We start from the raw sequence: 22,751 nt of genomic DNA, 5'->3' as shown, positions 1-22,751 counted from the left end.
ACAAGCTAGAAAGAAAAAAATTGGTGTGGACGTGCAAAAATAATTCTCCAGGTCATATACCTATATCAAGACCACGAGGAATACCAAGTGGAACTAAGGACATCAAGAGGGGAAAGGTGAGGAACGATGAGACCTGGATATAAGTATTTACCTCGTATGCAGCTGTATCCATCCCAAACACTTTACAACATGTACACAGAAGCGGATGACAAAAATGAAGTACGTTGTGTGTACGATCACATTGTAAAACACAATATGTTACAACATCCAAACTATATCGATATTGTGGATTTATTGGGGGAAGAGGAGCCTTATGGACCGTATAACGAGATAGGGATTCAGAAAAGGATTGATGCGTATTTAGATGATTGTAAACAGTGGAGGGATGAATAATGAGGTGGCAATATGATTACCTAAATGATACGCCATACTTGTATCCATCAAAAGAGCTGAGAAGCATGTATAAGGAATCTAGAGGGAAAGGTGAAACGACTTCAATCATGAAGCATATGGAAAGGCATGAGGTGTTTGACAATAAAGAATATCGTGGTTATTACAGCTTATCTAATGAAATCATAGAGGATTTATACGGGGAAGAGGAAGAGATCCTTGAGTGGGAGGAAGTTATTGATCAATACCAACCAATACTCAAAGCTAAGGGATTACAACTAAAAAGAAAGAGGGATTCGCTATGACACTTGCGGGAGAGGCTGTAGTAATTTGGACGGCGACAGGATTGTCTGTAGTGGCGATGAAGGCAGCTGAGAAAATGGGGATGAGTGTTCCACATTGGCTTCCACGTATGACGATGTATACAACTCTTACCGGCTCGGTTCTGTATCTTCTACGTTATGTGCTAATGGTGTTTCTTTGAAGGAAGGGTACCTAGAATTACAGGACAATTTGCTATATAAGAAAAATAACTTGTATGTAAATCTTCCAGTAAAGAGCAACTATATCCTATAAGGATATAAAAGGAGTGAACCCCTATACTTGAATTGTTATTAATACCTGCAGTTTCGCTGGGATACGCTTTGGTAAACGATAGATTAAAAGGTAAAGAGGATGATAGAAAGAAGATACAAGTGTTCTTTGAAGTAAGTGGGATTGCGATTAGGAAGGATGAAAAATTACATTATCCAGTTTTTCTTGAACGAAAAGAAGATGATCGTAGTACGACTTATGTATATAAACTACCGTTAGGAATGCCATCGAAATTAATACAGAAAGTTGAGGATGTTGTTAGCGAAGGACTTAATAAACCTGTACGTATCAAATACGATAATTACAAATTGATGATTCGTGTTTTTCATAAAGACATACCGGAGAAGTGGGGATGGACTGGAGAATTGGTGGAAAAAGGTAGATGGCGTGTACCGATGGGGCAAAGTCTTGAAAAATTGATTTATCATGACTTTGAAAAAACGCCGCATATGACTTTAGGCGGCCTCACTCGAATGGGTAAAACTGTATTTCTAAAGAATGTGGTCACTACACTTACTTTAGCGCAGCCAGAACGTATTCATTTATACATTATTGATTTAAAAGGTGGGTTAGAATTTGGCCCGTACAGTAAATTAAAACAGGTTGATCAAGTAGCAGAAACTCCAACAGAAGCGTTTAACATTCTTGAAAAAGTGCGTGAAAAGATGCTTGAGAAGATGATTTACATGAAAGAAAAACACTACACAAATGTAGTGGAAACAGATATAAAAGAGCGGTTTTTTATCATTGTCGATGAAGGAGCGGAACTGTGTCCAGATAAAAGCATGGAAAAAGAGGATCAAAAAACATTAGGAGCTTGTCAACATATGCTTTCGCATATTGCACGTATAGGTGGAGCACTTGGTTTTAGACTTATATTTTGCACGCAATATCCTACAAGTGACACATTACCACGTCAAGTAAAACAAAATAGTGACGCAAAGTTAGGGTTTAGGTTACCTACTCAAACAGCTTCTAGCGTCGTTATCGATGAACATGGGTTAGAATCCATTGAAAGTATTCCAGGGCGTGCACTTTTTAAGACCGATAGATTGACTGAGATCCAGGTACCATATATAAGTAACGAAACGATGTGGGCACATCTAAAACAATACGAGGTGAAGAATGATGAACATCCAGACACATATCAAAATCAACCGTCAGATGACGATTCTGACCTCGATTAGAAAGCTGAAATTCGCAACACGTAGACATTTAATGGCGGTGCACGATATGGGTGGTATACGTAACGCAAATCGTATTTTGAAGGACCTCAGTCCTTACGTAAATAACACAGTGTACCAAAAAGAGTACGTGTATTACTTAAATAAAAAGGGCCGTGAACTGTTCGACGATACAGAAAAAATTGTACCAAATAGTCGATTAGCCCACAGCCTTATGCGTAATGAGGCATGGCTCTATCTGTTTTGTCCCGACGACTGGCAGATAGAAGCACCTATACGTTATAAAGTAAATGATAAAAAGAAGACAATTATTCCTGATGTAAAGTTCAGGGATGAGGAAGGTACATTAAATGCTGTAGAGATAGATCGTACACAAATGATGAATGTAAACGCTGAAAAGATGAGTCGTTACAGGGAGTTTTCGTTATACTACAAAAATAAATATAATGGAAAAGTACCGCTCATTCATTTCTTTACGGTGACAGAATACAGACAAAAAAAGCTGGAGCAACTTGCAGCTAAGCATGACATATATGCAAAAGTTTATGTGGTTCTAGGAGTTTAAAAATCAGGAGGTAATTACTATGAAGAATGAAGAAATCACGCATTTATTCTTAAGTCGATAGGCATGTATGGTGACCTCTACATGAAGTAGAAGAAGAGTGAGGTTTCACTCTTCTCCTTTTATTTTATAATCTTACTTAGTCCTGTATATCAATATATAAGCAATAACTTGATTTCACTTGCTCAAAAAGAGACATAGTTATTTTATAATTTCCTTTAGTGAAAGTCTGCTTAGTTGTTGTTTTATTATTTATGATATTATCAATTTCTTTATCTAAATTTAATTGAGGATTGATCATAACAATCCATTTTTTTGCTAATTCAACTGTTGATTTATTGACTACAATTCCAACATCAAAGTTATTTTCATCATCACCATCTACAGTAAATTGTGCACCTATTTCATAGTTTCTTTCAAGATTAGGAGTGTATATATCAACTGTAGGATCTATCGACATGTATTTGAAATTCTCATTGTATTTTTTATTTACTTCAGTAATAAGTCTTTGTGCTTCATTAGATATAGACTTTTTCAGCACAATTGAACTACCCGTCCAATATGTATAATCATTACCATCCATAGTTAATGCCTTTGATATATCAGCAATTCTTTTTTCAGCTTCGGGATCAATTGTTTTTACGATAGCATTGTATAAAAATTGTGCATACTGCTCACGAGTTACAATATTTTTAGGTTCAAATAGATTATCACCCGTGCCAGCAGCAATTTTATTTTCTTGTAATGCGCTTATAGCATTTGTTGCCCAATAATTTTTATCTACATCCTTGAAAGTGGTAGTAGATGTCGCTTTGAAGTTAAAAGCCTTTGTTAATACAACAGCTAATTGTTCACGTGTTAAAACATTATCTGGGCCAAATTTTCCATCGCCAAAACCGTTCATAATACCTGCTTTACTAAGACTTAAAATTTCTTTTTCAAACATATGTCCTTTGACATCTGTAAAAGGGTTAGGAGTATTAGAATCATATGCTGGTTTTAAGTAAGCATATATCATTCTAGCAACTTGACCACGTGTAATATTATCACCAAAACCAAATATTCCATTTCCATAGCCCGAAATAATGTCCCTAGATTTTAGAACCTGAATCGCCGTATATGACCAATGATCTGGAGGAACATCTGTAAATGCTCTTATTCTTTCTGCTTGTACATTTGTTAGAGGGGTAAGTGTTGTAGATGCGATAACTGTCCCTGCTAAGATTAGTTGTTTAAAGTTCATAATTAAATCCCCTTATCCTTAAAATAGTGTGTTCATAAAAAACACGGCACACCATATAATAAATATTAACATATAATGATGTTAAATTATAGATTAATTAAGGGAAATCGTTTTAAGGATGTTATTTTATTTTGGGGATGTTTTAACCTATCTAAGAGAAAGTTCAGGGCATAGAATTAGAACGTTAGAAAAACATACGAGTTTGCAAGCAGACTTAGATGAGTATGCATGGGAGGTATTAACAGGACTTATTGATGCTTCTAAATAAACTGCAAAACATACAGAATTAAAACCTTAAAACCCTATAGTAATAATACTTATATATTACTACTAATAATATACTCTATATATAATATATATTTATAAGTTATATAATTTATATTATATATAAGCTATATTTTTTATAGAGGGGGTTCTTTTTCTTTTTGTTTTTTATTAGATGTTGTTGTGTATTGTTTACCCTCTCCTAAATTTTTGAGTTTTATATATTTTTATTTTGACGACTGTTGAAAGTCGTCTTTTTGTTTTGGTAATAGATTGCCATATGACTCCAGGAGTTATATAATAATGTCATAATTATGGCGAATGCAGGAGGAGGATTTGGATTGAAATACGCTGTATATGTACGTGTATCCACTGATAAAGATGAACAGGTGGCATCCATCCAGAATCAGATTGATATTTGTAGATATTGGATTGAAAAAAACGGATTCGAGTGGGATGAAGACGCTGTTTATAAAGACGAAGCTGTATCTGGAACCGAATGGTTTAAGAGACAAGCTATTCAATTAATTTTAGCGAAGGCGCGAAAGAGAGAATTAGATACTGTTATTTTTAAATCTATTCATAGACTTGCTAGAGATTTAAGGGATGCTTTAGAAATTAAATCAATTTTATTAGGGCACGGGGTGCGTTTAGTAACAATTGAGGAGGGTTACGATAGTTACTATGAAGGTAACAATGATATGAAATTTGAAATGTATGCGATGTTTGCCGCACAGTATCCCAAAACGATGTCTGTATCAATTTCGGCAGCGATGAATGCTAAAGTAAGACGTGGTGAATACAATGGTGGACGTGTACCATATGGTTATAGAGTTGTGGATCAAAAATATGTGATAGATGATGAAGAAAGTGAAAATGTTAAAGAGTTATTTGATTTATACAATCAGGGATTGGGTTATCTAAAAGTAGCTCTTTATATGAATGATAAAGGTTTACGCTTTATTGACGGTAAGTTGTGGCGTGATTATCATATTAGACATATAATTAACAACCCATTTTATGTAGGTGACTATATAGCACAGAAGTATACGAAAGTAAAAGTTGATGGTCGTAGAAAACAAACTGTAAACCCTAAAGAAAAATGGGTAGTCTATAAAAATCATCATCCAGCTATTATTGAGCGTGATCTGTGGGACAAGATACATAGCTTTGAAAAGAAAGAGAAAAATCGCACGAAAAGGCGTGTATCTGTAGATAATGAATTACGTGGATTAGTATACTGTGCTCATTGTGGGCAGCCAATGAAAGCTGAAGCGGTGAAGAAAACGCAAAGAGACGGTGTAATAAAATACGTATATATGAGGTGTAGTAAGTATAGAAGAACTGGAGGGAGGGAATGTGTTAAACATGTTCCGTTGTACTACAACCAAGTGAGGGAACTAATAGTTGAGAAATTAAAGGAAAAAGAGCAAGATTTAGATGAACAGATTAGTGGTGGACATAAAAATAAAAACAAACAAAAGATAAGTAAAGTAAATAAAGAAATTAAAGAGTGGGAAAGAAAAAAAGAAAAATTGTTAGATCTATATTTAGATGGGCAGAACATTTCGAAAGAAGTATTTACACAACGAGATAAAAAAATAGATAAAATCATTCGAGAAAAAAATATGGAGTTATTAAAGTTAAATAGTTTAGAGGAACAAATAAAAGAAGATAATGCAACTAAAAAAGCGTTTGATTTATTAAAGAACTCTGAAAATCTTTATGAATGCTTTAATACATTAATTAAAAGAATAGATATAACGCAAAACGGTGGGCTAGATATTTATTATAGGTTTGAAGAATAATATAGTTTGTCATACTTGTTAATCGGATTAGAACTTGGTGGACAAAAGTATGACTGGGATTCTAGCTTTATTTTAAGTTTATTTGGTGGATTCGCTATTTTAATTATTGCATTTATTTTTATTGAACGAAAAGTAGAAGAGCCAATCATATCATTTGAGATGTTTAAGCAGCGCTTATTCGGAATGAGTACCATTATTGCTTTATGTTATGGTGCTGCGTTTATGTCAGCAACTGTATACATTCCGTTATTCATTCAAGGTGTATACGGAGGTACCGCAACAAACTCAGGGTTATTACTATTACCGATGATGTTAGGATCAGTTGTAACAGCGCAATTAGGTGGGTTTTTAACGACGAAGCTTAGCTACCGAAACATTATGATTATTTCTGCTGTTATTATGCTAATTGGACTATTTTTATTAAGCACATTAACGCCAGAAACAAGTCGTGTATTATTAACAGTGTATATGATTATTATTGGATTTGGAGTTGGTTTCTCATTCTCTGTACTAAGTATGGCGGCTATCCACAACTTTGGTATGGAACAGCGAGGGTCTGCGACTTCAACGAGTAACTTCATTCGTTCATTAGGCATGACGCTTGGTATTACAATCTTCGGAATGATCCAAAGAACAGGTTTCCAAGATCAATTAGAAGAAGCATTTAAAGGTATGAACGGGGGAATGAATACAAACGCTTTAGGAGATTCAAGAGCTATTTTATCAGAATCGGCAAGATCTCAAATTCCACCGCAAATATTAGATAAAATTATTGATGCTCTTTCTAGCTCAATTGTCCAAACATTTATGTGGGCATTGGTACCAGCTGGTTTAGCATTCATATTTATTTTCTTTATGGGAAATGAGCGCATGGTAATTAAAAAACAACAAAAGAATAAAAAGAGCGAAACATCAAAAGCGTAATGAAAAAGCTCCCTTCCAATTGGAAAGGAGCTTTTTCGTATGTACGGATTTAGATTAGCCTTCGATGATTTCGTATTCTTCGTCTGCTAATAATAAAATTTGTGTTTTCTTACCTTTGTTTTGAACTTCGATTACATCGTAAGCACCTAAGTCTCTTATTTTGCTTTGGGAAGCGTTAACCATAACTTCAATAGAATCAATTAAGATATCTTCTTCAATGTATGATTCAGGCAATGCCATATCTTCAGTATCTAATACACATGCGTATAGATTTTGTAAGTTTTCAGTAGTTGGATTTTGTTCTTCAACATCAATGATGTTTTTTACTGCTTCCATATTTTCTTCTTTTGCTTGGTATACTTTAATTTTAGCCATTGTTTTAATCTCCTTTATAACGTAATCGTAGAGGCTACACTTCATTATAACGTTTTTTTCATGAAAGATGAAATTGTTATATGTATTTATAGGGAAATTTATGTGTTAGTACTCATTTTTAATGCGATAAGTAGGCAAATATATTCCTACGTTAAAGTTATATTGTCCAAGCTTATCTCATATCCCCCTCATATTATGTGTATGAGATAAAACATATAGAGAAGGGATGGAGTGTAAGTGGGTTGTGAGCCGAAACGAAATGATCGATGTTGCCAAAATAGTATTTGTGAATTTTTGCGAAGTCTAGAGCCTTTTACAAAAGTTGAGAGTATTGTAATTGCCGGAAATGAAATTGTTGTATCTTATTTTCTTTCATTTAATAAGAAGAATGGTGTCGTATCCTTCGTACAAGAGGGCGATGAGGTTATTTTTGTAGATTGCTCTAAGATTGATGCAATTCGAATAGGAAAAGTTTGTAGTTGTAAAACGAAAGTCAAATTTATTGAAGAGGATTTCAGTCTACTTGGAAACGTTTGTCCGCAATGTTTAACAGAGGGAAGCACACTCTTTTTTGACTTTCACAATTCAGAATTGAATTTATCACTTCAAGCAAAAACAATTGATGCGCCTAGTTGTACTGGGTTTATAGATGAGATGGGAAATGTAGTAAAACAAATTACTATAATAGGTGAAGCAATTGTTTCTAAAGATTTTGTTCAAGTGCCTGAATTATTAAGTTTCCGACTAGTATTATCTGATACGGCTACGAATCCTTTAAAGTTTGGAATACTGTTCATTAATTTCCCTGATCTTACGTTTATTATTCTTTTCGCATCGAGTGGATACCTCAACATTTCGAATTGTTTGAGGATAGAGAGTGGAACTGGTAATGCTGAAATAGAAGAGATGAAAAAGATAATATCGAATGACGATAATACGTACACATCAGTTGTTAAAGTGACTAAAGTATATAAAAACGGAGGAACAGAATCATTTGTTTATAAGAAGGAGTTATAACATATATTTTTAAATGAACCCTTAAACTAATGTTAAGGGTTTTACATAATAATATAGATTGCGAATTATTATTAAGTATATTATCTGTAAACCTTTTTACAGGATAGTCATTTACTTATTTTTAGATGTTATAATAATTTTATATTTATGAATAATTTATAATTATATGGAATGTAGTAGACGTTTGCTTATATGTAGAAAAGAGTAGAAGTACATTAATTCTAAAGAAAGCAGGAATGTAAATGATATATGAAGCGAATATACATACAAGAGAAAAATTAGTTACTATGTTCGAAGATTTCAATAACGTTGTTTTACTTTCTTATTTACAAGGACATATGGGTACCGCTTGGGTAAATGATCTTGAAAATCCGACAGTAGCGCAAATTACGGTAGGGATCTTTACATTTTACGCTGGGGATTCAAAGGTGAAAGAAACAGAAGAATTGCTTCGAAACATTCCTGATAGAATGTTAGTCATCGTAAATAGTGTAGAATGGAAAAAGCGTTTAGAAACATTTTACGAAAGAAAAATAGATAAGTTTTTACGCTATAAATTTAAATGTAATGCAGAAGTTTTTGATCGTTCAAAATTACAATCTCTTATATCAGCGCTTCCAAAAGGATACGAGTTAAGAAGAATAGATGAAAATATCGTAAATAACCCTACATTACATAAAGTCTCTAAAGATTTTACAAGTCAATTTCAATCAGTAGAAGATTATATAAACCGAGGTATAGGGTATTGTATTTTGTATAAAGGAGAAGTTGTATGCGGTGCATCATCATATAGCATTTATGATAATGGCATTGAAATTGAAGTTGCGACTGATCACAATTATAGAAGAAAAGGATTGGCGACTATAGTTAGTGCAGCACTAATCTTGGACTGTTTAGAAAAAGGGATATATCCAAACTGGGATGCAGCGAATACTACATCTGCAAAACTAGCTGAAAAACTAGGATATGTTTTTGATAAGGCGTATGATACTTATTTTGTGGATAATAGTTCAAATAAAAGAGCAGTTAGCCAAAGCTAACTGCTCCTCTCCAAAGGGGGAATGGAGAGATACAATCATGTTATTTACATTATTGACGGGAGGTTGATTTTTAATCAATCTTCTATAAAAGTTGAGATAAAATATTTTTAATTAACCCTGAGGATCCAATTAAGAGTACTGATAAAAAAACGATTGAGAATATACTTTTTTTAGGTTTTTTAAATTCTATGTATATGTTAATAATGGCACCAATTGCAACTACAGTAAAGATAACGAGTCTTATTACATCTATCATAAATAACGCTCCTTTTAATTACTTAATTGTATTATATAGGAATTGGCCTTTCGATTAGTTTATTTGAATACGATTTAAGGTAATTTTAAACAAACTAATCATTTATACAAAAGTAAGGTTAAGAAAAAAGACAGCGTAAGAAGTAATAGTATATCTTGTAGAAGCTGATGTTGACCAAATAAATTAGGGTTATTATCTATGCGGAAAAGTATAATTAATATTTATATATACTCACTTTAGGTACTTTTACAACTTAAATAATAAAACATGCTTTTCATAATGATCCAAACACCAATTATATTTTTCTAGAATAATTGGATGAACAACTTCTTTCGTAGTATCGACCTCAGTATAGCCATATTTCTTATAAAAGTTTTCTAATTCCTCAAAAGGAAGACAATATACATTTGGAACTTGTAATTTCTTCGCAGTTTCTACTAAAAATGAAACAAGATCCCCAGCTAATTGTAGCCCTCTAAATTGAGGAAGAATATAAATTCCACCCATTTCTAAAGTATCTTCATCTATTTGGACTAATCGTCCAACACCTGCATATTCATTGTTGTATGTAATAATTGCAACTTTATCTCTTTTTAAATCACTTCGTACAAATCCTATTGAGTCGTATTGATTATTAATCCATTCTAAATCATTAGATGTAGCCATTTGGATACTCATAGACATCCTCCTTCGGAATGCTAGCACTATTTTTATTATATAAAACATAAGATGCTATATCAAAAGAACCTTAATATAGCACATTTGCAAAATTTATTAGTTGAAGTTGTAGATTTGCTGGTATTGAAATGATAATTTCAACTAAAAGAGGATAAGAACCTTGTGAATTTAGTGTAAAACTAGTTCTTGTGTTTGGTAACGCATTATTATTTAAGCGTATAGAGTTTATAGGCTTATTTTAATTGGTGTAGCTACTATATTATTGGAACTAGTAAGGAAATATAATAATCCCCAGCCTGAGTGATAAAAATCGTATTAGGATTTAGCAAAAAAACCTCCTGAAAAAGAAAAGGGATTTAAAAATAAGAGCACTTCGAAAAGTGCCCTTCAGTAACGACTACTCATTCTAAAAAGAAAGGATGCAATATATCATATGAAGTTAAGTGTATTTAATTATGGGCCTTTTATATAAAAGTTTTATTTTGTTCCGAATAAAAAGGCGATTGTTTCCGCAACCACCTTTCAGTAAAATAAAGCACTTTTTATGAAATAAATTATGGATGATCCCTAAAAAAGGTTATAGGATATACTCACATTTTTATAACTAAAGTGACGAGTTCAGGTTATAAGAAAGGAACAATTATATTGTATGAAATCTATTCTAGAGTAGTCGCAAAGAAAGCTGTCTTCTTATTTGAAGGTAGCTTTCTTTTATTAGAAAAAGAAGTAGAAGTAAAATAAAAGATTAAGTTACTTGTCCAAACAAATCTTTAAAAAATACATAAAATGCTAATAGTTAGTCAATATTTTAATATTGCTAACTTTTAAGACTAAAAGGGGTGATTTTATGTGTGAATGTGAAGTTTGTAGAAGAAAGAAAAACCGGGATCCATTAAATCGGGATTGTGAGCCGAAAAAACGAGCTCCTAAGCTAAAAAAAGAGGATTGTGAACCAAAAAAAGAGGATTGTGAACCAAAAAAAGAGGATTGTGAGCCAAAAAAAGAGGATTGTGAGCCAAAAAAAGAGGATTGTGAACCAAAAAAAGAAGATTGCGAATCAGTAAATTATTATTCGTTTAGTAAAAATACAAATTTTTTAGAGGAAGCTATACAAACAGATAAAATCGATCAAATTTCTGAGGAATATATTGAAATAGTTGATTCAGCAGATGTACAAGTTACTACTACAGATACAAAAGCTGCGCTATCTATCCAAGCGGCATTACAAGCAGCTATCGTAGTTGTAGTAAGTATTTCTATAGCAGATAGTGAAAAGGCAGATAAAATAACACAAGAATTATTTCAAAAATCAGCTATTAAACAAATTAATAGACAAAAAACATTTATAAAAAATTCCAGAAACGTAACCGTAACAACGACTGATACAGATATTGCAGTGAATATTCAAATTCTCCTTCAAATTTTATTAGCTTTATTAGTTAAACTAAACATTTTATAAAGTGTCTATCCTATTGATATTTAGCTATAAGTTTTCACTTTAAGTAAACGTTTTTTGTTGTAACATATGGTACAAGCTTGGACTTCTTATTATGACTGAATTAATATTCAAGATAAATGAAAAAGCAAGTGTGGAAAACTACAAATAAAGTTGAAATACATTATTTAACAGTAAATGAAACTTATATTTATGTGAAGTGAAGGAAAGAAAGCTGACTTCTTATTAGAAGCCAGCTTTTTGAAGTTATTAGTAAAAAGAAGTGGAAAATAGAAGATTAAGTTACTTGTCCAAGCAATTTTTATTAAATTACATATAATGCTCTTAGTTATTTGAAATTTTTATAGAAAATTGATTGGAGTGAATATTGTAAATGGATGATTTAAACAAATTTTCTTCCTTTAAGTTTGATAAGGATCAAAAGAATATAATTATAGACCTTTTACTCTCAGATATTTTTAATAGGCATGGGATAAATGAAGAAAAACTAAAAAATTTATCGCCAGAAAAAAAGCAGCAAATTAAAAGTATTGTTTCTGAAATACAATCACAAGTTAATAATTATTTAGATTGAAAGGGGGTGAACGTATGGACAAAACATGTCATTCAGATGAAAATAAAAAATGGAGTGCATTAGATTACTCAAATCCTCATCCATCTTTTAAAAATGCTAGTGTTTCAGAAGCAGCTGCGCAAGAAAGTAAAACTTACCAAATTTCTGAAGAATCAATTACAATTGTCGATTCAGCAGATGTAGAAGTTACTACTACAGATACAAAAGCTGCGTTATCTATTCAAGCGGCATTACAAGCAGCTATCGTGGTTATAATAAGTATTTCTATAGCAGATAGTGAAAAAGCTGATCGTGTTGCACAAGAATTGTTTCAAAAATCATCTATTAAACAAATTAATAAACAAGAAACTGTTATTAGAAATTCTAGAAATGTTACAGTTACGACTACTGATACAGACATAGCAGTAAATGTTCAAATTCTTCTCCAAATTTTATTAGCGTTACTAGTTAAATTGAATATTTTATAAAGTGTTTAACTTGTTTTTTATCTAGTGATTCTTTTACTGTTTTAATTATAGTACAGGCTATAAATATTACTCATAACTGGACTAATATTTAACATCGCTAAAATAATAATGAGAGCAATGTGATGGAAAATGAAGTTTGGTTATTTTATGAAAACTTAAAAGCCATTTCCTTTATTGGATTTGGCTTTTAAATTTTAAACAGTATGAATTTGAAAAGATTATATTAAGATAAAGAATTAAAATATAATGATACAAAATACTTATAAAATTATTCGTGTTTTAGAAAAATAATAAGAAAAAGGTGTTTAAAATAGAATCATTTGTATTAACAGTTCAAGTTTTGAAGAATAGTGCATACAATATACAGTGTTTTCCTTTCTTCATTTAAGTTTTACGTATATAATTTAAAAGTACTATTTTTATTTTATTATTTTATATTTATAACAGAATAGAGGTTTAAAAATGGGTGTTAAAATCATTACGGATAGTGCGGCGGATTTACCGGTAGAATTGCTGCAAGCATATGATATTGATTTAATTCCACTCCGTGTTTATGATGAATCAGAAACAGAGTATTTAGATGGAGTAACATTAGAGTCAGTTACATTATTGCAAAAAATGAGAGAAGGCGCTGTTTATAGAACGTCATTGCCCTCACTTGAAACTTTCCAAGAAAAATTTGTTTCTTATGCAAAAGAAGGTAATCCTTGTATATATTTAGCTTTTTCATCTGAACTGTCTGGTACATATCAATCATCAGTTCTCATTAAAGAGGAAGTAAAAGAAACATATGCTAACTTAGATTTAGAAATTATTGATACGAAATGTGCTTCGCTTGGTCAAGGTCTTGTTGTTTTAGAAGCTGCTAAAATGGCGAAAGACGGTGCATCAAAAGAAGATATTTTAAAACGTGTTGATTTTCTAATGAACCATATGGAACATATCTTCACTGTAGCTGACTTACAGTACTTAGTGAGAGGTGGACGTTTAAGTAAAGTCGCAGGATTTATCGGTGGTTTACTAAACATTAAACCGATCTTAAACGTGGAAGAAGGAAAACTTGTACCACTTGAAAAGGTAAGAGGGAAAAAGAAAGTACTTGGCCGAATTGTCGATATAATGGAAGAGCGTGGAAAAGAACTTAAAGGTCAAACAATCGGTATAACTCACGGTGACGATTTAGAAACAGCTGAAGCATTAAAAGCATTAATTACAGAAAGATTTGGCTGTGAAGTATTTATCGTAAATACAATTGGTGCAGCAATCGGAGCACATACAGGACCTGGCGTTATAACGTTGTTTTTCTTAAATGAAGTAGAGTAAAGGATTGATCTTTTGATCAATCTTTTTTTCTTCAAGGTAATGTTACTATTTCTGTAGCAGATGAGCTGAAAAAATTTAAGGGATTATTACATATGGGTGTTATTACAGAAGATGAATTTAATGCGAAGAAAAAGGAGTTACTAAATATATAAATTAGTTTTTTATGAAATTAGTATGAAAATGCTAAATATAAGATATAAAAAAGATGATTCTGTTGTGGACAGAACCATCTTTTTTATGTATTGAAGTATTTTGTTTATAGAAATCTAAATATTTGAAGATATTAAAATTTTACCATTTCATATATAATTGTGTAGGGAGAAGAATCTGTAACTATTTGTAAAAAAAGGGGGCGGCTATAAAATGCATGAAATTGCTAGATGGGATTTAGATCGATTATATACGTGTGGAGACATTATATTTCCAATATTGGAGTTAAAAGAGCAATATATTGTGACAAAGGACGTAGAAATCCTTTCAAAACTTATTCAATCTATTGAAAAAGCAGAATACTATTTGTACTGTCGATTGACTGAAGAAAGTGTTTCATCTGACATTACTAGATTAACTATGAAAGTAAAAGAACTAAAAAGTGAAGTGCAGCAAGTCATACAGCAAAGTGAAGTGGAAATTACTGATAATACTAGGCTAATAAAAGATGAACTACATGCGTGGGAAAATATGTACATACAATTAAGGAATAGGATAGAAATAGAGCACAATAATAAGCAATTATCATTTGGACAAGCAAATCATGTTGCAATGAATAGTGATAATGAAAAGGAAAGACTAGAAGTATTCGAGTTATTAACATGTGCTTTACATAAGGAGAAAGAAATTTTTGCTACTGTATTAAATCAAATAGGAAGATTGCGTAATACGAAGGGTAATGAATTAGAAGATAGAGAGATTTTAGCAAGGTCCCTTCATGCGAATGGTGTTTCAGAAACTGTATTATTACAAATATGGAATGCGACAGAAGAAAATCTAGATAAATTAGTTAGTGCTTTAAATGTGTATAAGAAAGGCAGAGCTTCGATTACATGGCATGAACTTATGACAGTAAAGGAGAATAATGAGGTTATTATTCCTTTTTCAGTAGCAGTACAAAACATATACGGTGCATTTAAAAATATAGATGAAGAATTAGCAGAATTTGCACGTCATGCGATAGAAAGTGGTTGGGTAGATGCAGAACCGAGAGAGAATAAACCCCCAGGTGGATTTTGTGCTCCTTTTTTCAGTGAAAAAGAATCTCGAATCTCTATGCGTTATGACGGAAGTATCGATAGTGTAAGAATACTTGCCCACGAACTAGGACATGCTTGGCATTTTTATAATATGAGTTTTGAACAATCCTCTTCTTTTTTAGATGATTATTTGCCAATGAGTACAGCTGAATCAGCATCTATTTTCTTTGAAACGGTGCTTATAAATTATCTAATTCAAACAACAGATAGTATAGATATAAAAAAGTCATTGCTTAGCTGGAAAATAAGAAACTGTTTTAATTATGTAATGGCAATTCGAGCATCGTACGAATTTGAGAAGAACTTTTACGAGAAATGTAAAGAAAGTCCTTTAAGTGCTGATCAAATCGAGAAATTATCTATAGTAGCGCAAGAAAAAGCATATGGAAATTCATTATCAGAATATCAGCCGTTCGTGTGGATGAAATATATTCAATTTTATATAGCAGATGTTCCTTTTTATAATTATCCATACACATTTGGGTATTTAGCTAGTTTTAGTTTATTAGAAATAGCTAAAGAAAGTAAAAGTACTTTTCACTTGAAATATAAAGAGTTTTTACGAGAAACAGGAAAAGCTCCAGTGGAAGAACTGATGAAAAAACATTTTGAAATAAATATAACAAGATATGAATTTTGGGATAAAGCTTTTAAACAAATTTCTAAAGATATTGATGAATATTTGCAACTTATGTAAGGGGAGAGTAAAGTGAATCACCAACTTATAAAGGGAATACCTTTTTCAACTTTAGAATATGCACAAGTTATAAGTTTATTAAAAGGTTGGCTACATGAAAAACAAGAGAAACCAAGATTTGTAGTAACTGCAAATCCTGAAATTGTTATGTCTGCAAAGGAAAGCACGGCTAAATCTAAACAGTTTAAAAAGATGTTACTATCTGCGGATTTAATAACAGCGGATGGAATTGGTGTCATAATTGGCTCGAAAATATTAAAAGGAACGCTGAAAGAACGTGTCACAGGGGCAGATATCACTCACGATTTAATAAAATATTGTAACGATAATAGATACCGCGTCTTTCTTTTTGGAGCTGCTCCAGAAAGTAATAAAAAGGCATTAGAAAAATTAAATGAGCAGTTCCCAGGAGCACAGTTTAAAGGACAGCATGGATTTGTAAATGGTGAAGAAATAGAAGAAGTAAAAATGAAAATAAAGCAATTCAAGCCGCACTTACTGTTAGTAGGACTAGGTTCACCGAAACAAGAAGAATTCATCTATGAAAACATACAAACATTAAACGTTCCACTATCTATTGGTATTGGAGGTATGATCGATATATTATCTGGTACTGTAAAAAGAGCACCGAAAATTATGAGGGATACAGGAACTGAATGGTTATATAGATTACTCTCACAGCCGAAAAGATTAAAGAGACAAATCGTACTTCCGAAATTTTTATTGTCGGTTATGTCTGAAAGAATTAAAGGGAGTAATTAATAAAGGAGAGTACATTCATGAACAGAATCGGAATTATCGGAGCAATGCAAATTGAAATAGACTTACTTTTAGAAAAATTAGTTGTACAAGAAGAACAAATAATTGCGGGAATGCCTTTTTACGTTGGAGAATTCATGGGAACTGAAGTAATTGTTACAAGATGTGGTGTAGGGAAAGTAAATGCAGCCGCATGTACGCAAACATTAATTCATAAATTTGATGTAGATGCTATCATCAATACAGGTGTTGCTGGTGGGTTACACCTAGATGTAAAAGTTGGTGATATCATTATTTCAACGAATGTTACCCATCATGATGTAAGTAAGACTCAAATGAAAAACTTATTCCCGTTTCAAGAAGAATTTATCGCAAGTAAGGAATTAGTAGAGTTAGCGCGTATTGCATGCAATAGTAGTAATTTACACATAGAGGTTCATGAAGGAAGAATTGTAAGCGGTGAATGTTTTGTTGAAGATTCAAAACTAAAAGCGAAATTAATAGACGAATATGCACCGCATTGTACAGAAATGGAAGGTGCAGCAATTGGACATGTTGCCTACATAAATGAAGTACCGTTTCTCGTAATGCGATGTATTTCTGACAGTGCAGACGATGAAGCACAAATTTCTTATGATGACTTCGCGAAAACGGCCGCAAACTATTGTTCAGAAATTATCGTTGAGATGCTGAAAAATATATCAAGTAAAACTGTATTATAATTCAAAAGGAGAGAATGAAATGTTACAAGCATTAATTTTTGATATGGACGGAACGTTATTTCAAACAGATAAAATTTTAGAATTATCGTTAGATGATACTTTTAATCATTTACGTTCATTACAATTATGGGATACGGTAACACCTATTGATAAGTACCGTGAAATTATGGGCGTGCCGTTACCGAAAGTTTGGGAAGCTTTATTACCGGATCATTCTCTTGAAATAAGAGAACAAACAGATGCATATTTTTTAGAAAGATTAATTGAAAACATTAAGAGCGGAAAAGGTGCTTTATATCCGAATGTAAAAGAGATTTTTACATATATAAAAGAAAATAATTGCTCAATACATATTGCAAGTAATGGTTTAACTGAATATCTACGAGCAATTGTATCTTATTATGATTTAGACCAATGGGTTACTGAAACGTTTAGTATTGAACAAATAAACTCACTTAATAAAAGCGACTTAGTAAAAAGTATTTTGAACAAATATGATATAAAAGAAGCAGCTGTAGTCGGGGATCGTTTATCTGATATAAGCGCAGCTAAAGATAATGGCTTGATTGCGATTGGATGTAATTTTGATTTTGCACAAGAAGATGAACTTGCCCAAGCTGATATAGTAATAGATGATTTACTGGAGTTGAAGGGGATATTGCCTGCTATACAGAGATAATAAAGTTGTTTAAATTACAATATAATCATTCTAAAAATAATAAAGTCGTTTAAAAATCTTTCTTCCATTAACGGAGTAAATTGCTTAGTGGGGAATTAAAATAAGTACTTGTGGCTTCTGAAGAAATGGAAAAAGAAAGATGTTAAATACAAAGTAGACTCTGTTATACAGAGGTAGAGATAGTGGTATTCATTTGTGATGGATTAGTAATGGTTTGATTTGGATTATAAAGTGTGTGCGTTTTTTGCCAAGTACTATATGACTTATTCTATGGAGGAAATATGCTTAAAGATAATTTTAACATTAATAATATTCCCACGGTTTTGTGGGGAGATAAAAGTGAAAAAGTTTTTATTGCAGTACATGGAAATATGTCAAATAAGGAAGATGCAGTTATTCAAATATTAGCTGAAGAAGCTAATCAAAAAGGTTATCAAGTATTAAGCTTTGATTTACCTGAGCATGGAGAAAGAACAAATGATAATACTCCTTGCAAAGTACAGTTTTGTGTTAGTGAATTATCTATAATTATGAATTACGCAAAAGAGCATTGGAAAGAAGTAAGTGTGTTTGCATGTAGTATAGGAGCTTATTTTAGCCTTTTAGCCTATCAAAATGATGTGATAGAAAAGGCATTATTTTTATCACCAGTAGTTAATATGGAACGAATTATCGAAAATATGATGAAATGGTTTAATGTAACACCAGAACTTTTGCAAAAAGAAATGATTATAGAGACACCGATTGGTCAAAAGTTATATTGGGATTATTTATGCTATGTAAAAGAACATCTTATTAATACATGGAATATAGATACATATATTATGTACGGAGCTAAGGATGAACTGTGTGAATTTGAAATTATTAACGATTTTACAAAAAAACATCGTTGTGCATTAGAAGTCATGGAGACAGGTGAACATTATTTTCATACTGAAGAACAGTTAAAGATATTTGAACTGTGGTTACACAAGCTTATAGATTAACAAATTATAACTTAACTTGAACAATGTTAGAGTAGAATGATGAATTTATAAACTGATATTATATTTGAGAGACATTATAAATGTAAATCTATTCATTTAAGCAAACAGCTACTTTAGTTCAATAAGACTTAAACAACTATATTATCGATTTAAAACTGAAGTGAAGAATACACATACTACGAATTGAATAAGATAACAATCATAAAAATGCTCAGAATAAATGATTTTAGAGCATTTTTATGTGTTTCTATATTAAGGGGGGATTTACTTGAAAGATATACATATTCAACAAATTGAAGATTTAATGATATACGAACACGAATATCTTGTTCAGGAAAGCAAAGACGAAGGATTTTATTTCCTAATAAAATTAATAAGTGAATATGAAAATAAAATAAACACATTTAATAAAACTGGTGAATGCTTATATGGGATTTTTCATGGGGAAAAGTTAATCGGAATAGGAGGGTTAAATGAGGATCCATATACAGAAAATAATAAGATTGGCCGATTAAGGCGATTTTATATTTCAAAGGACTATCGTCGTATAGGGCTAGGGAACTTGTTATTAAAGCGACTATTATCTCATGCGGAAAAGAATTTTAAAGTAGTTGTTTTACATACAGATACAAAACAAGGTGATGCATTTTATAGTGCAAATGGATTTGTGAAGGGGCAGGTATATAAAGGCTATAGTCACTATAAAGTATTATGTTAGTAAAAAAAGAGACCTCTGCTTCGAAAAATAAGCTTATGAAGTCTCTTTTTTCTAGTCAATTATGTTTAACATTCATTTCTTTCAATAGTCCCTTCGGATCACCTTTTACATAATAAAAATGTGGATTATTTTCATCGTCGTAAAGCATAATATAAGGTTTTTGATTAAGAGGGAGAAGAATAAGTACTTCATCAATTGTTGTTTGTAGCCATTGATTTGTAATAGAAACTGGTTTAGATAAAGGGATTTTTATCATGTGACCATCTTTTGGAACGACATTTAAGTTTTTGAAGGGGCCAGTAATGGATTTAGCATATTGAACAGCTTTTTTTTGAATAGCTGGATCTAAAGATTGTTTTTGAACGACCATTTCTTTTTGACAATCAAATACTTCAATTTGTTGATTTGTATTTGCGAACGCATTTGTTGATAATAAAAAGAAAAGAAGAGTAATGACCCCGATTTTTTTCATCATAGTACAACACCTCGTTTTTACTATACCCTTAACTAGTTCAAATATTTTTCTGTCACATACATGTAACAAAGAAGTTGTATGATACAATTAATTTTTGTTTAAAAGCAATGGAGGATAATGTATGAAAGTATTAATCGCAGATGATGAACAAGATATGCTAAGGATTTTAAAAGCTTATTTTGAGAAAGAAGGCTTCGAAGTTTTCTTAGCGAAAGATGGAGAAGAAGCACTTCAAATATTTTATGATGAAAAAATTGATTTAGCTATTTTAGATTGGATGATGCCGAAACATAGTGGTATTACTGTTTGTAAGGAAATAAAGAAAAACTCAAGCGTAAAAGTATTAATGCTTACGGCGAAAAGTGAAAGCGAAGATGAATTAGCAGCGCTTCAAAGCGGGGCAGATGAGTACGTAAAAAAACCATTTCATCCAGGTGTATTAATCACTAGAGCGAAAAAGCTTATACAGCACGATGATGTCATTCAAGTTCAAGATTTGAAAATAGATTTTACGAAAAATAAAGTTTATAAAAATGACAAAGAGTTAGATATTACAAAAACAGAGCTAGAATTAATAAAGTGTTTTTTAAGTCATAAAGGCATGATTTTGACTCGTAAAAAATTGTTAGATATCGTATGGGGATTTGACTATTTTGGAGAAGAGCGAACTGTTGATACACATGTAAGAAGGTTACGTAAAAAAGTAGGAGAAAATATTATAAAGACGCATCGTGGTTTAGGGTATAGTTTGGAGGAGCAGAGTGAATAAACTTGGAAAAAAACTATTTCTCAGCATTTCTTTAACTGTTATTCTTATTTTTACGATCTCTTTATTAATAATTAACTATCTTTTACCGAAATATAATATTTACAAAACGAGAGAGAACTTGAATGAATTTACAATGCAAATACAAAATACATCTGTAAATGAGTTAGAAGATGTAATTCGTACAATTGAAAGCGAAAATAACGTTACGTTTGCATATACGTCAATCAATCAGTCAGAAGATGATATGAACGAATCGTTACGCATGCAACTTACGAAAAAGAAAGTAGTTTTAAATAAACTGTGGATTACGAAAGATGCAGTCATGAAGGTGAAAGTGGAAGGGCAATCGAATAAACTATATGATCAAGAGAAGTTAAAAGCAAGTTTTTTCGCTAAATATATTGCAAAAGATAATACAATAATTTTAATGGGAACTTCTATTGCACATTCTAACGAAATTATAAAAACGTTAAATACATTTTATTTATACATTCTTTGTTTCTCACTCCTTCTTATTATTTTACTTGTGTGGATACTTTCAAAAATAATAACGACTCCATTAAAAGAGCTAAGTGATGTAGCTCAGGACATTTCACATTTGAAGTTTAAAAGAACAAAAGTGAAAACGAACGATGAAATAGGGGAGTTAGCCGATAGTATTAATATCATGAGTGATACACTACATGAAGCACATCAAGATTTAACAGATCGTAATGAACATTTAAAACGATTTATGGGTGATGTGACGCATGAATTAAAGACACCAATTGCATTAGTAAAAGCATATTCTATGGGAATTAAGGATGGGTTAGATGATGGGACATACGTAGATACAATTATAAAACAAACAGATCAAATATCAAACTTAATTGAAGAACTATTACGATTTTCGAAGTTAGAAAGAGATGTTTTACAAAAAGAAGAATTCCCTATTGAACCATTAGTCCGAAGTATAATAGATAAGCATAAAATTGAACTGGATTCAAAAGAAATACAGTTGCAGACGAACAGTAATATTAAAAATCAGGTCATTTATGCGGATTTAAATAAAATGGGAATGGTGTTTCAAAATTTAATTTCTAACGCAATAAAATATACAACAAATCAAAACATAATAATCACTTTAGAAGAGAGAAATAAAAGTGTATATTTTCAAATTAAAAATGGGATTAATGCAGAACAAATTCAAGATATCGAAAAAATTTGGGAACCTTTTTATGTCTTAGACTCTTCACGAAGTAAAGAAAAATCAGGCACAGGATTAGGACTAGCGATAGTGAAAAGTATTTTAGAAAGGCATGGTTTTGACTATGGCGTATCTACTAAAGAGGGAGAAATACGGTTTTATATTACTATGAAGAATGACTAATTCAATACAATTAGAAGCATCGTCTATTAATAGGTGATGTTTTTTATTGGTTATATGAGAGCAGTAAATCAGAATATATAACCTTGAAAGCCCGTTGGAAGAGTGTTCTACAAATTTCTCAAGTTGCTGTATAAAATATAAACTGAATTTTCAGTAATTATATTGTATAGTA

The 22,751-nt window shown here is 31.6% G+C and carries 23 protein-coding genes and 3 pseudogenes; 22 read left to right on the top strand and 4 right to left on the bottom strand.

The window, feature by feature from the left end:
• Positions 1 to 126: 126 nt before the first annotated feature.
• The 5 genes from EGX95_RS12550 to EGX95_RS12530 all read left to right on the top strand — a co-directional run bounded on the left by EGX95_RS12550 (position 127) and on the right by EGX95_RS12530 (position 2,733).
• Complete coding sequence (locus tag EGX95_RS12550) at positions 127 to 393, top strand: hypothetical protein (RefSeq protein WP_123805527.1); 267 nt, start codon at positions 127 to 129, stop codon at positions 391 to 393.
• Positions 393 to 695, top strand: coding sequence for a hypothetical protein (locus tag EGX95_RS12545; protein ID WP_123805525.1), 303 nt, complete (start codon positions 393 to 395; stop codon positions 693 to 695). The genes EGX95_RS12550 and EGX95_RS12545 overlap by 1 nt, the downstream gene beginning before the upstream one ends.
• Complete coding sequence (locus tag EGX95_RS12540) at positions 692 to 874, top strand: hypothetical protein (RefSeq protein WP_123805523.1); 183 nt, start codon at positions 692 to 694, stop codon at positions 872 to 874. Before EGX95_RS12545 ends, EGX95_RS12540 begins: the two co-directional genes overlap by 4 nt.
• A gap of 115 nt (positions 875 to 989) precedes the next feature.
• Complete coding sequence (locus EGX95_RS12535) at positions 990 to 2,171, top strand: FtsK/SpoIIIE domain-containing protein (protein ID WP_123805521.1); 1,182 nt, start codon at positions 990 to 992, stop codon at positions 2,169 to 2,171.
• The gene (locus EGX95_RS12530; protein ID WP_123805814.1) at positions 2,113 to 2,733 is read left to right on the top strand and encodes a replication-relaxation family protein; all 621 of its coding nucleotides are present in this window, start codon (positions 2,113 to 2,115) and stop codon (positions 2,731 to 2,733) included. Before EGX95_RS12535 ends, EGX95_RS12530 begins: the two co-directional genes overlap by 59 nt.
• Before the next feature lie 136 nt (positions 2,734 to 2,869).
• Here EGX95_RS12530 and EGX95_RS12525 read toward each other — a convergent pair whose 3' ends face one another.
• Positions 2,870 to 3,973 (bottom strand): S-layer homology domain-containing protein, encoded by a 1,104-nt coding sequence (locus tag EGX95_RS12525; protein ID WP_001009757.1) that lies wholly within the window; start codon positions 3,971 to 3,973, stop codon positions 2,870 to 2,872.
• Positions 3,974 to 4,578: 605 nt separating this feature from the next.
• Here EGX95_RS12525 and EGX95_RS12520 point away from each other — a divergent pair.
• Positions 4,579 to 6,045: a recombinase family protein gene (locus tag EGX95_RS12520; RefSeq protein ID WP_123805519.1), complete on the top strand. Its 1,467-nt coding sequence runs from the start codon at positions 4,579 to 4,581 to the stop codon at positions 6,043 to 6,045.
• Positions 6,046 to 6,060: 15 nt separating this feature from the next.
• Positions 6,061 to 6,969 (top strand): annotated as a pseudogene (locus tag EGX95_RS12515) (MFS transporter); the annotation flags it as partial.
• A 54-nt stretch (positions 6,970 to 7,023) separates the two neighbouring features.
• Here the strand turns inward: EGX95_RS12515 and EGX95_RS12510 are convergent.
• Complete coding sequence (locus EGX95_RS12510) at positions 7,024 to 7,344, bottom strand: hypothetical protein (protein WP_001062738.1); 321 nt, start codon at positions 7,342 to 7,344, stop codon at positions 7,024 to 7,026.
• A 237-nt stretch (positions 7,345 to 7,581) separates the two neighbouring features.
• Between EGX95_RS12510 and EGX95_RS12505 the strand changes: the two genes are divergently transcribed.
• The gene (locus EGX95_RS12505; protein ID WP_000501716.1) at positions 7,582 to 8,361 is read left to right on the top strand and encodes a BC_2878 family exosporium-associated protein; all 780 of its coding nucleotides are present in this window, start codon (positions 7,582 to 7,584) and stop codon (positions 8,359 to 8,361) included.
• A 242-nt stretch (positions 8,362 to 8,603) separates the two neighbouring features.
• Positions 8,604 to 9,401, top strand: a complete 798-nt coding sequence (locus EGX95_RS12500) for a GNAT family N-acetyltransferase (protein WP_000638718.1) — start codon at positions 8,604 to 8,606, stop codon at positions 9,399 to 9,401.
• 502 nt (positions 9,402 to 9,903) lie between these two features.
• Here EGX95_RS12500 and EGX95_RS12495 read toward each other — a convergent pair.
• Positions 9,904 to 10,335, bottom strand: coding sequence for a GNAT family N-acetyltransferase (locus EGX95_RS12495; RefSeq protein WP_000027224.1), 432 nt, complete (start codon positions 10,333 to 10,335; stop codon positions 9,904 to 9,906).
• Positions 10,336 to 10,944: 609 nt separating this feature from the next.
• Here EGX95_RS12495 and EGX95_RS30920 point away from each other — a divergent pair.
• The 11 genes and pseudogenes from EGX95_RS30920 to EGX95_RS12440 all read left to right on the top strand — a co-directional run bounded on the left by EGX95_RS30920 (position 10,945) and on the right by EGX95_RS12440 (position 19,966).
• On the top strand, positions 10,945 to 11,076 hold the full coding sequence (locus EGX95_RS30920; protein ID WP_000204198.1) for a hypothetical protein: 132 nt from the start codon (positions 10,945 to 10,947) through the stop codon (positions 11,074 to 11,076).
• 106 nt (positions 11,077 to 11,182) lie between these two features.
• Positions 11,183 to 11,794: a spore coat protein gene (locus tag EGX95_RS12490; RefSeq protein ID WP_000333021.1), complete on the top strand. Its 612-nt coding sequence runs from the start codon at positions 11,183 to 11,185 to the stop codon at positions 11,792 to 11,794.
• 370 nt (positions 11,795 to 12,164) lie between these two features.
• Positions 12,165 to 12,365, top strand: coding sequence for a spore coat protein W (locus EGX95_RS12485; protein ID WP_000342253.1), 201 nt, complete (start codon positions 12,165 to 12,167; stop codon positions 12,363 to 12,365).
• A gap of 14 nt (positions 12,366 to 12,379) precedes the next feature.
• Positions 12,380 to 12,832, top strand: coding sequence for a spore coat protein (locus tag EGX95_RS12480; RefSeq protein WP_000361679.1), 453 nt, complete (start codon positions 12,380 to 12,382; stop codon positions 12,830 to 12,832).
• A 462-nt stretch (positions 12,833 to 13,294) separates the two neighbouring features.
• Positions 13,295 to 14,155 carry a DegV family protein gene (locus EGX95_RS12475; protein ID WP_000538295.1) on the top strand — a complete coding sequence of 287 codons (861 nt, stop codon included), beginning with the start codon at positions 13,295 to 13,297 and terminating at the stop codon, positions 14,153 to 14,155.
• A 47-nt stretch (positions 14,156 to 14,202) separates the two neighbouring features.
• A pseudogene (locus EGX95_RS12470) lies at positions 14,203 to 14,307 on the top strand (SHOCT domain-containing protein); the annotation flags it as partial.
• A 211-nt stretch (positions 14,308 to 14,518) separates the two neighbouring features.
• Entirely contained in the window at positions 14,519 to 16,102 is a 1,584-nt protein-coding gene (locus EGX95_RS12465) for a M3 family metallopeptidase (RefSeq protein WP_000544331.1), read from the top strand.
• Between the two features lie 12 nt (positions 16,103 to 16,114).
• A complete protein-coding gene (locus EGX95_RS12460; RefSeq protein ID WP_001016403.1) occupies positions 16,115 to 16,864 on the top strand; it encodes a WecB/TagA/CpsF family glycosyltransferase in 750 nt (249 codons plus the stop codon).
• A gap of 17 nt (positions 16,865 to 16,881) precedes the next feature.
• Positions 16,882 to 18,262 (top strand): annotated as a pseudogene (locus EGX95_RS31055) (5'-methylthioadenosine/adenosylhomocysteine nucleosidase).
• A gap of 281 nt (positions 18,263 to 18,543) precedes the next feature.
• Positions 18,544 to 19,248 (top strand): alpha/beta hydrolase, encoded by a 705-nt coding sequence (locus EGX95_RS12445; RefSeq protein WP_000910321.1) that lies wholly within the window; start codon positions 18,544 to 18,546, stop codon positions 19,246 to 19,248.
• Between the two features lie 268 nt (positions 19,249 to 19,516).
• Positions 19,517 to 19,966 (top strand): GNAT family N-acetyltransferase, encoded by a 450-nt coding sequence (locus tag EGX95_RS12440; protein WP_000651662.1) that lies wholly within the window; start codon positions 19,517 to 19,519, stop codon positions 19,964 to 19,966.
• Positions 19,967 to 20,021: 55 nt separating this feature from the next.
• Here EGX95_RS12440 and EGX95_RS12435 read toward each other — a convergent pair whose 3' ends face one another.
• The gene (locus EGX95_RS12435; protein ID WP_000976094.1) at positions 20,022 to 20,441 is read right to left on the bottom strand and encodes a hypothetical protein; all 420 of its coding nucleotides are present in this window, start codon (positions 20,439 to 20,441) and stop codon (positions 20,022 to 20,024) included.
• Positions 20,442 to 20,562: 121 nt separating this feature from the next.
• Between EGX95_RS12435 and EGX95_RS12430 the strand changes: the two genes are divergently transcribed.
• Positions 20,563 to 21,210, top strand: coding sequence for a response regulator transcription factor (locus tag EGX95_RS12430; protein WP_000865966.1), 648 nt, complete (start codon positions 20,563 to 20,565; stop codon positions 21,208 to 21,210).
• Complete coding sequence (locus tag EGX95_RS12425; RefSeq protein WP_001037243.1) at positions 21,203 to 22,579, top strand: sensor histidine kinase; 1,377 nt, start codon at positions 21,203 to 21,205, stop codon at positions 22,577 to 22,579. Before EGX95_RS12430 ends, EGX95_RS12425 begins: the two co-directional genes overlap by 8 nt.
• The last annotated feature ends 172 nt before the right edge of the window (positions 22,580 to 22,751 follow it).

This window comes from Bacillus sp. FDAARGOS_527, assembly GCF_003812125.1.
GTDB lineage: Bacteria > Bacillota > Bacilli > Bacillales > Bacillaceae_G > Bacillus_A > Bacillus_A paranthracis.
Note: the sequence above shows the minus strand (reverse complement) of the source record. Positions and strands in the feature narration are given on the sequence as shown.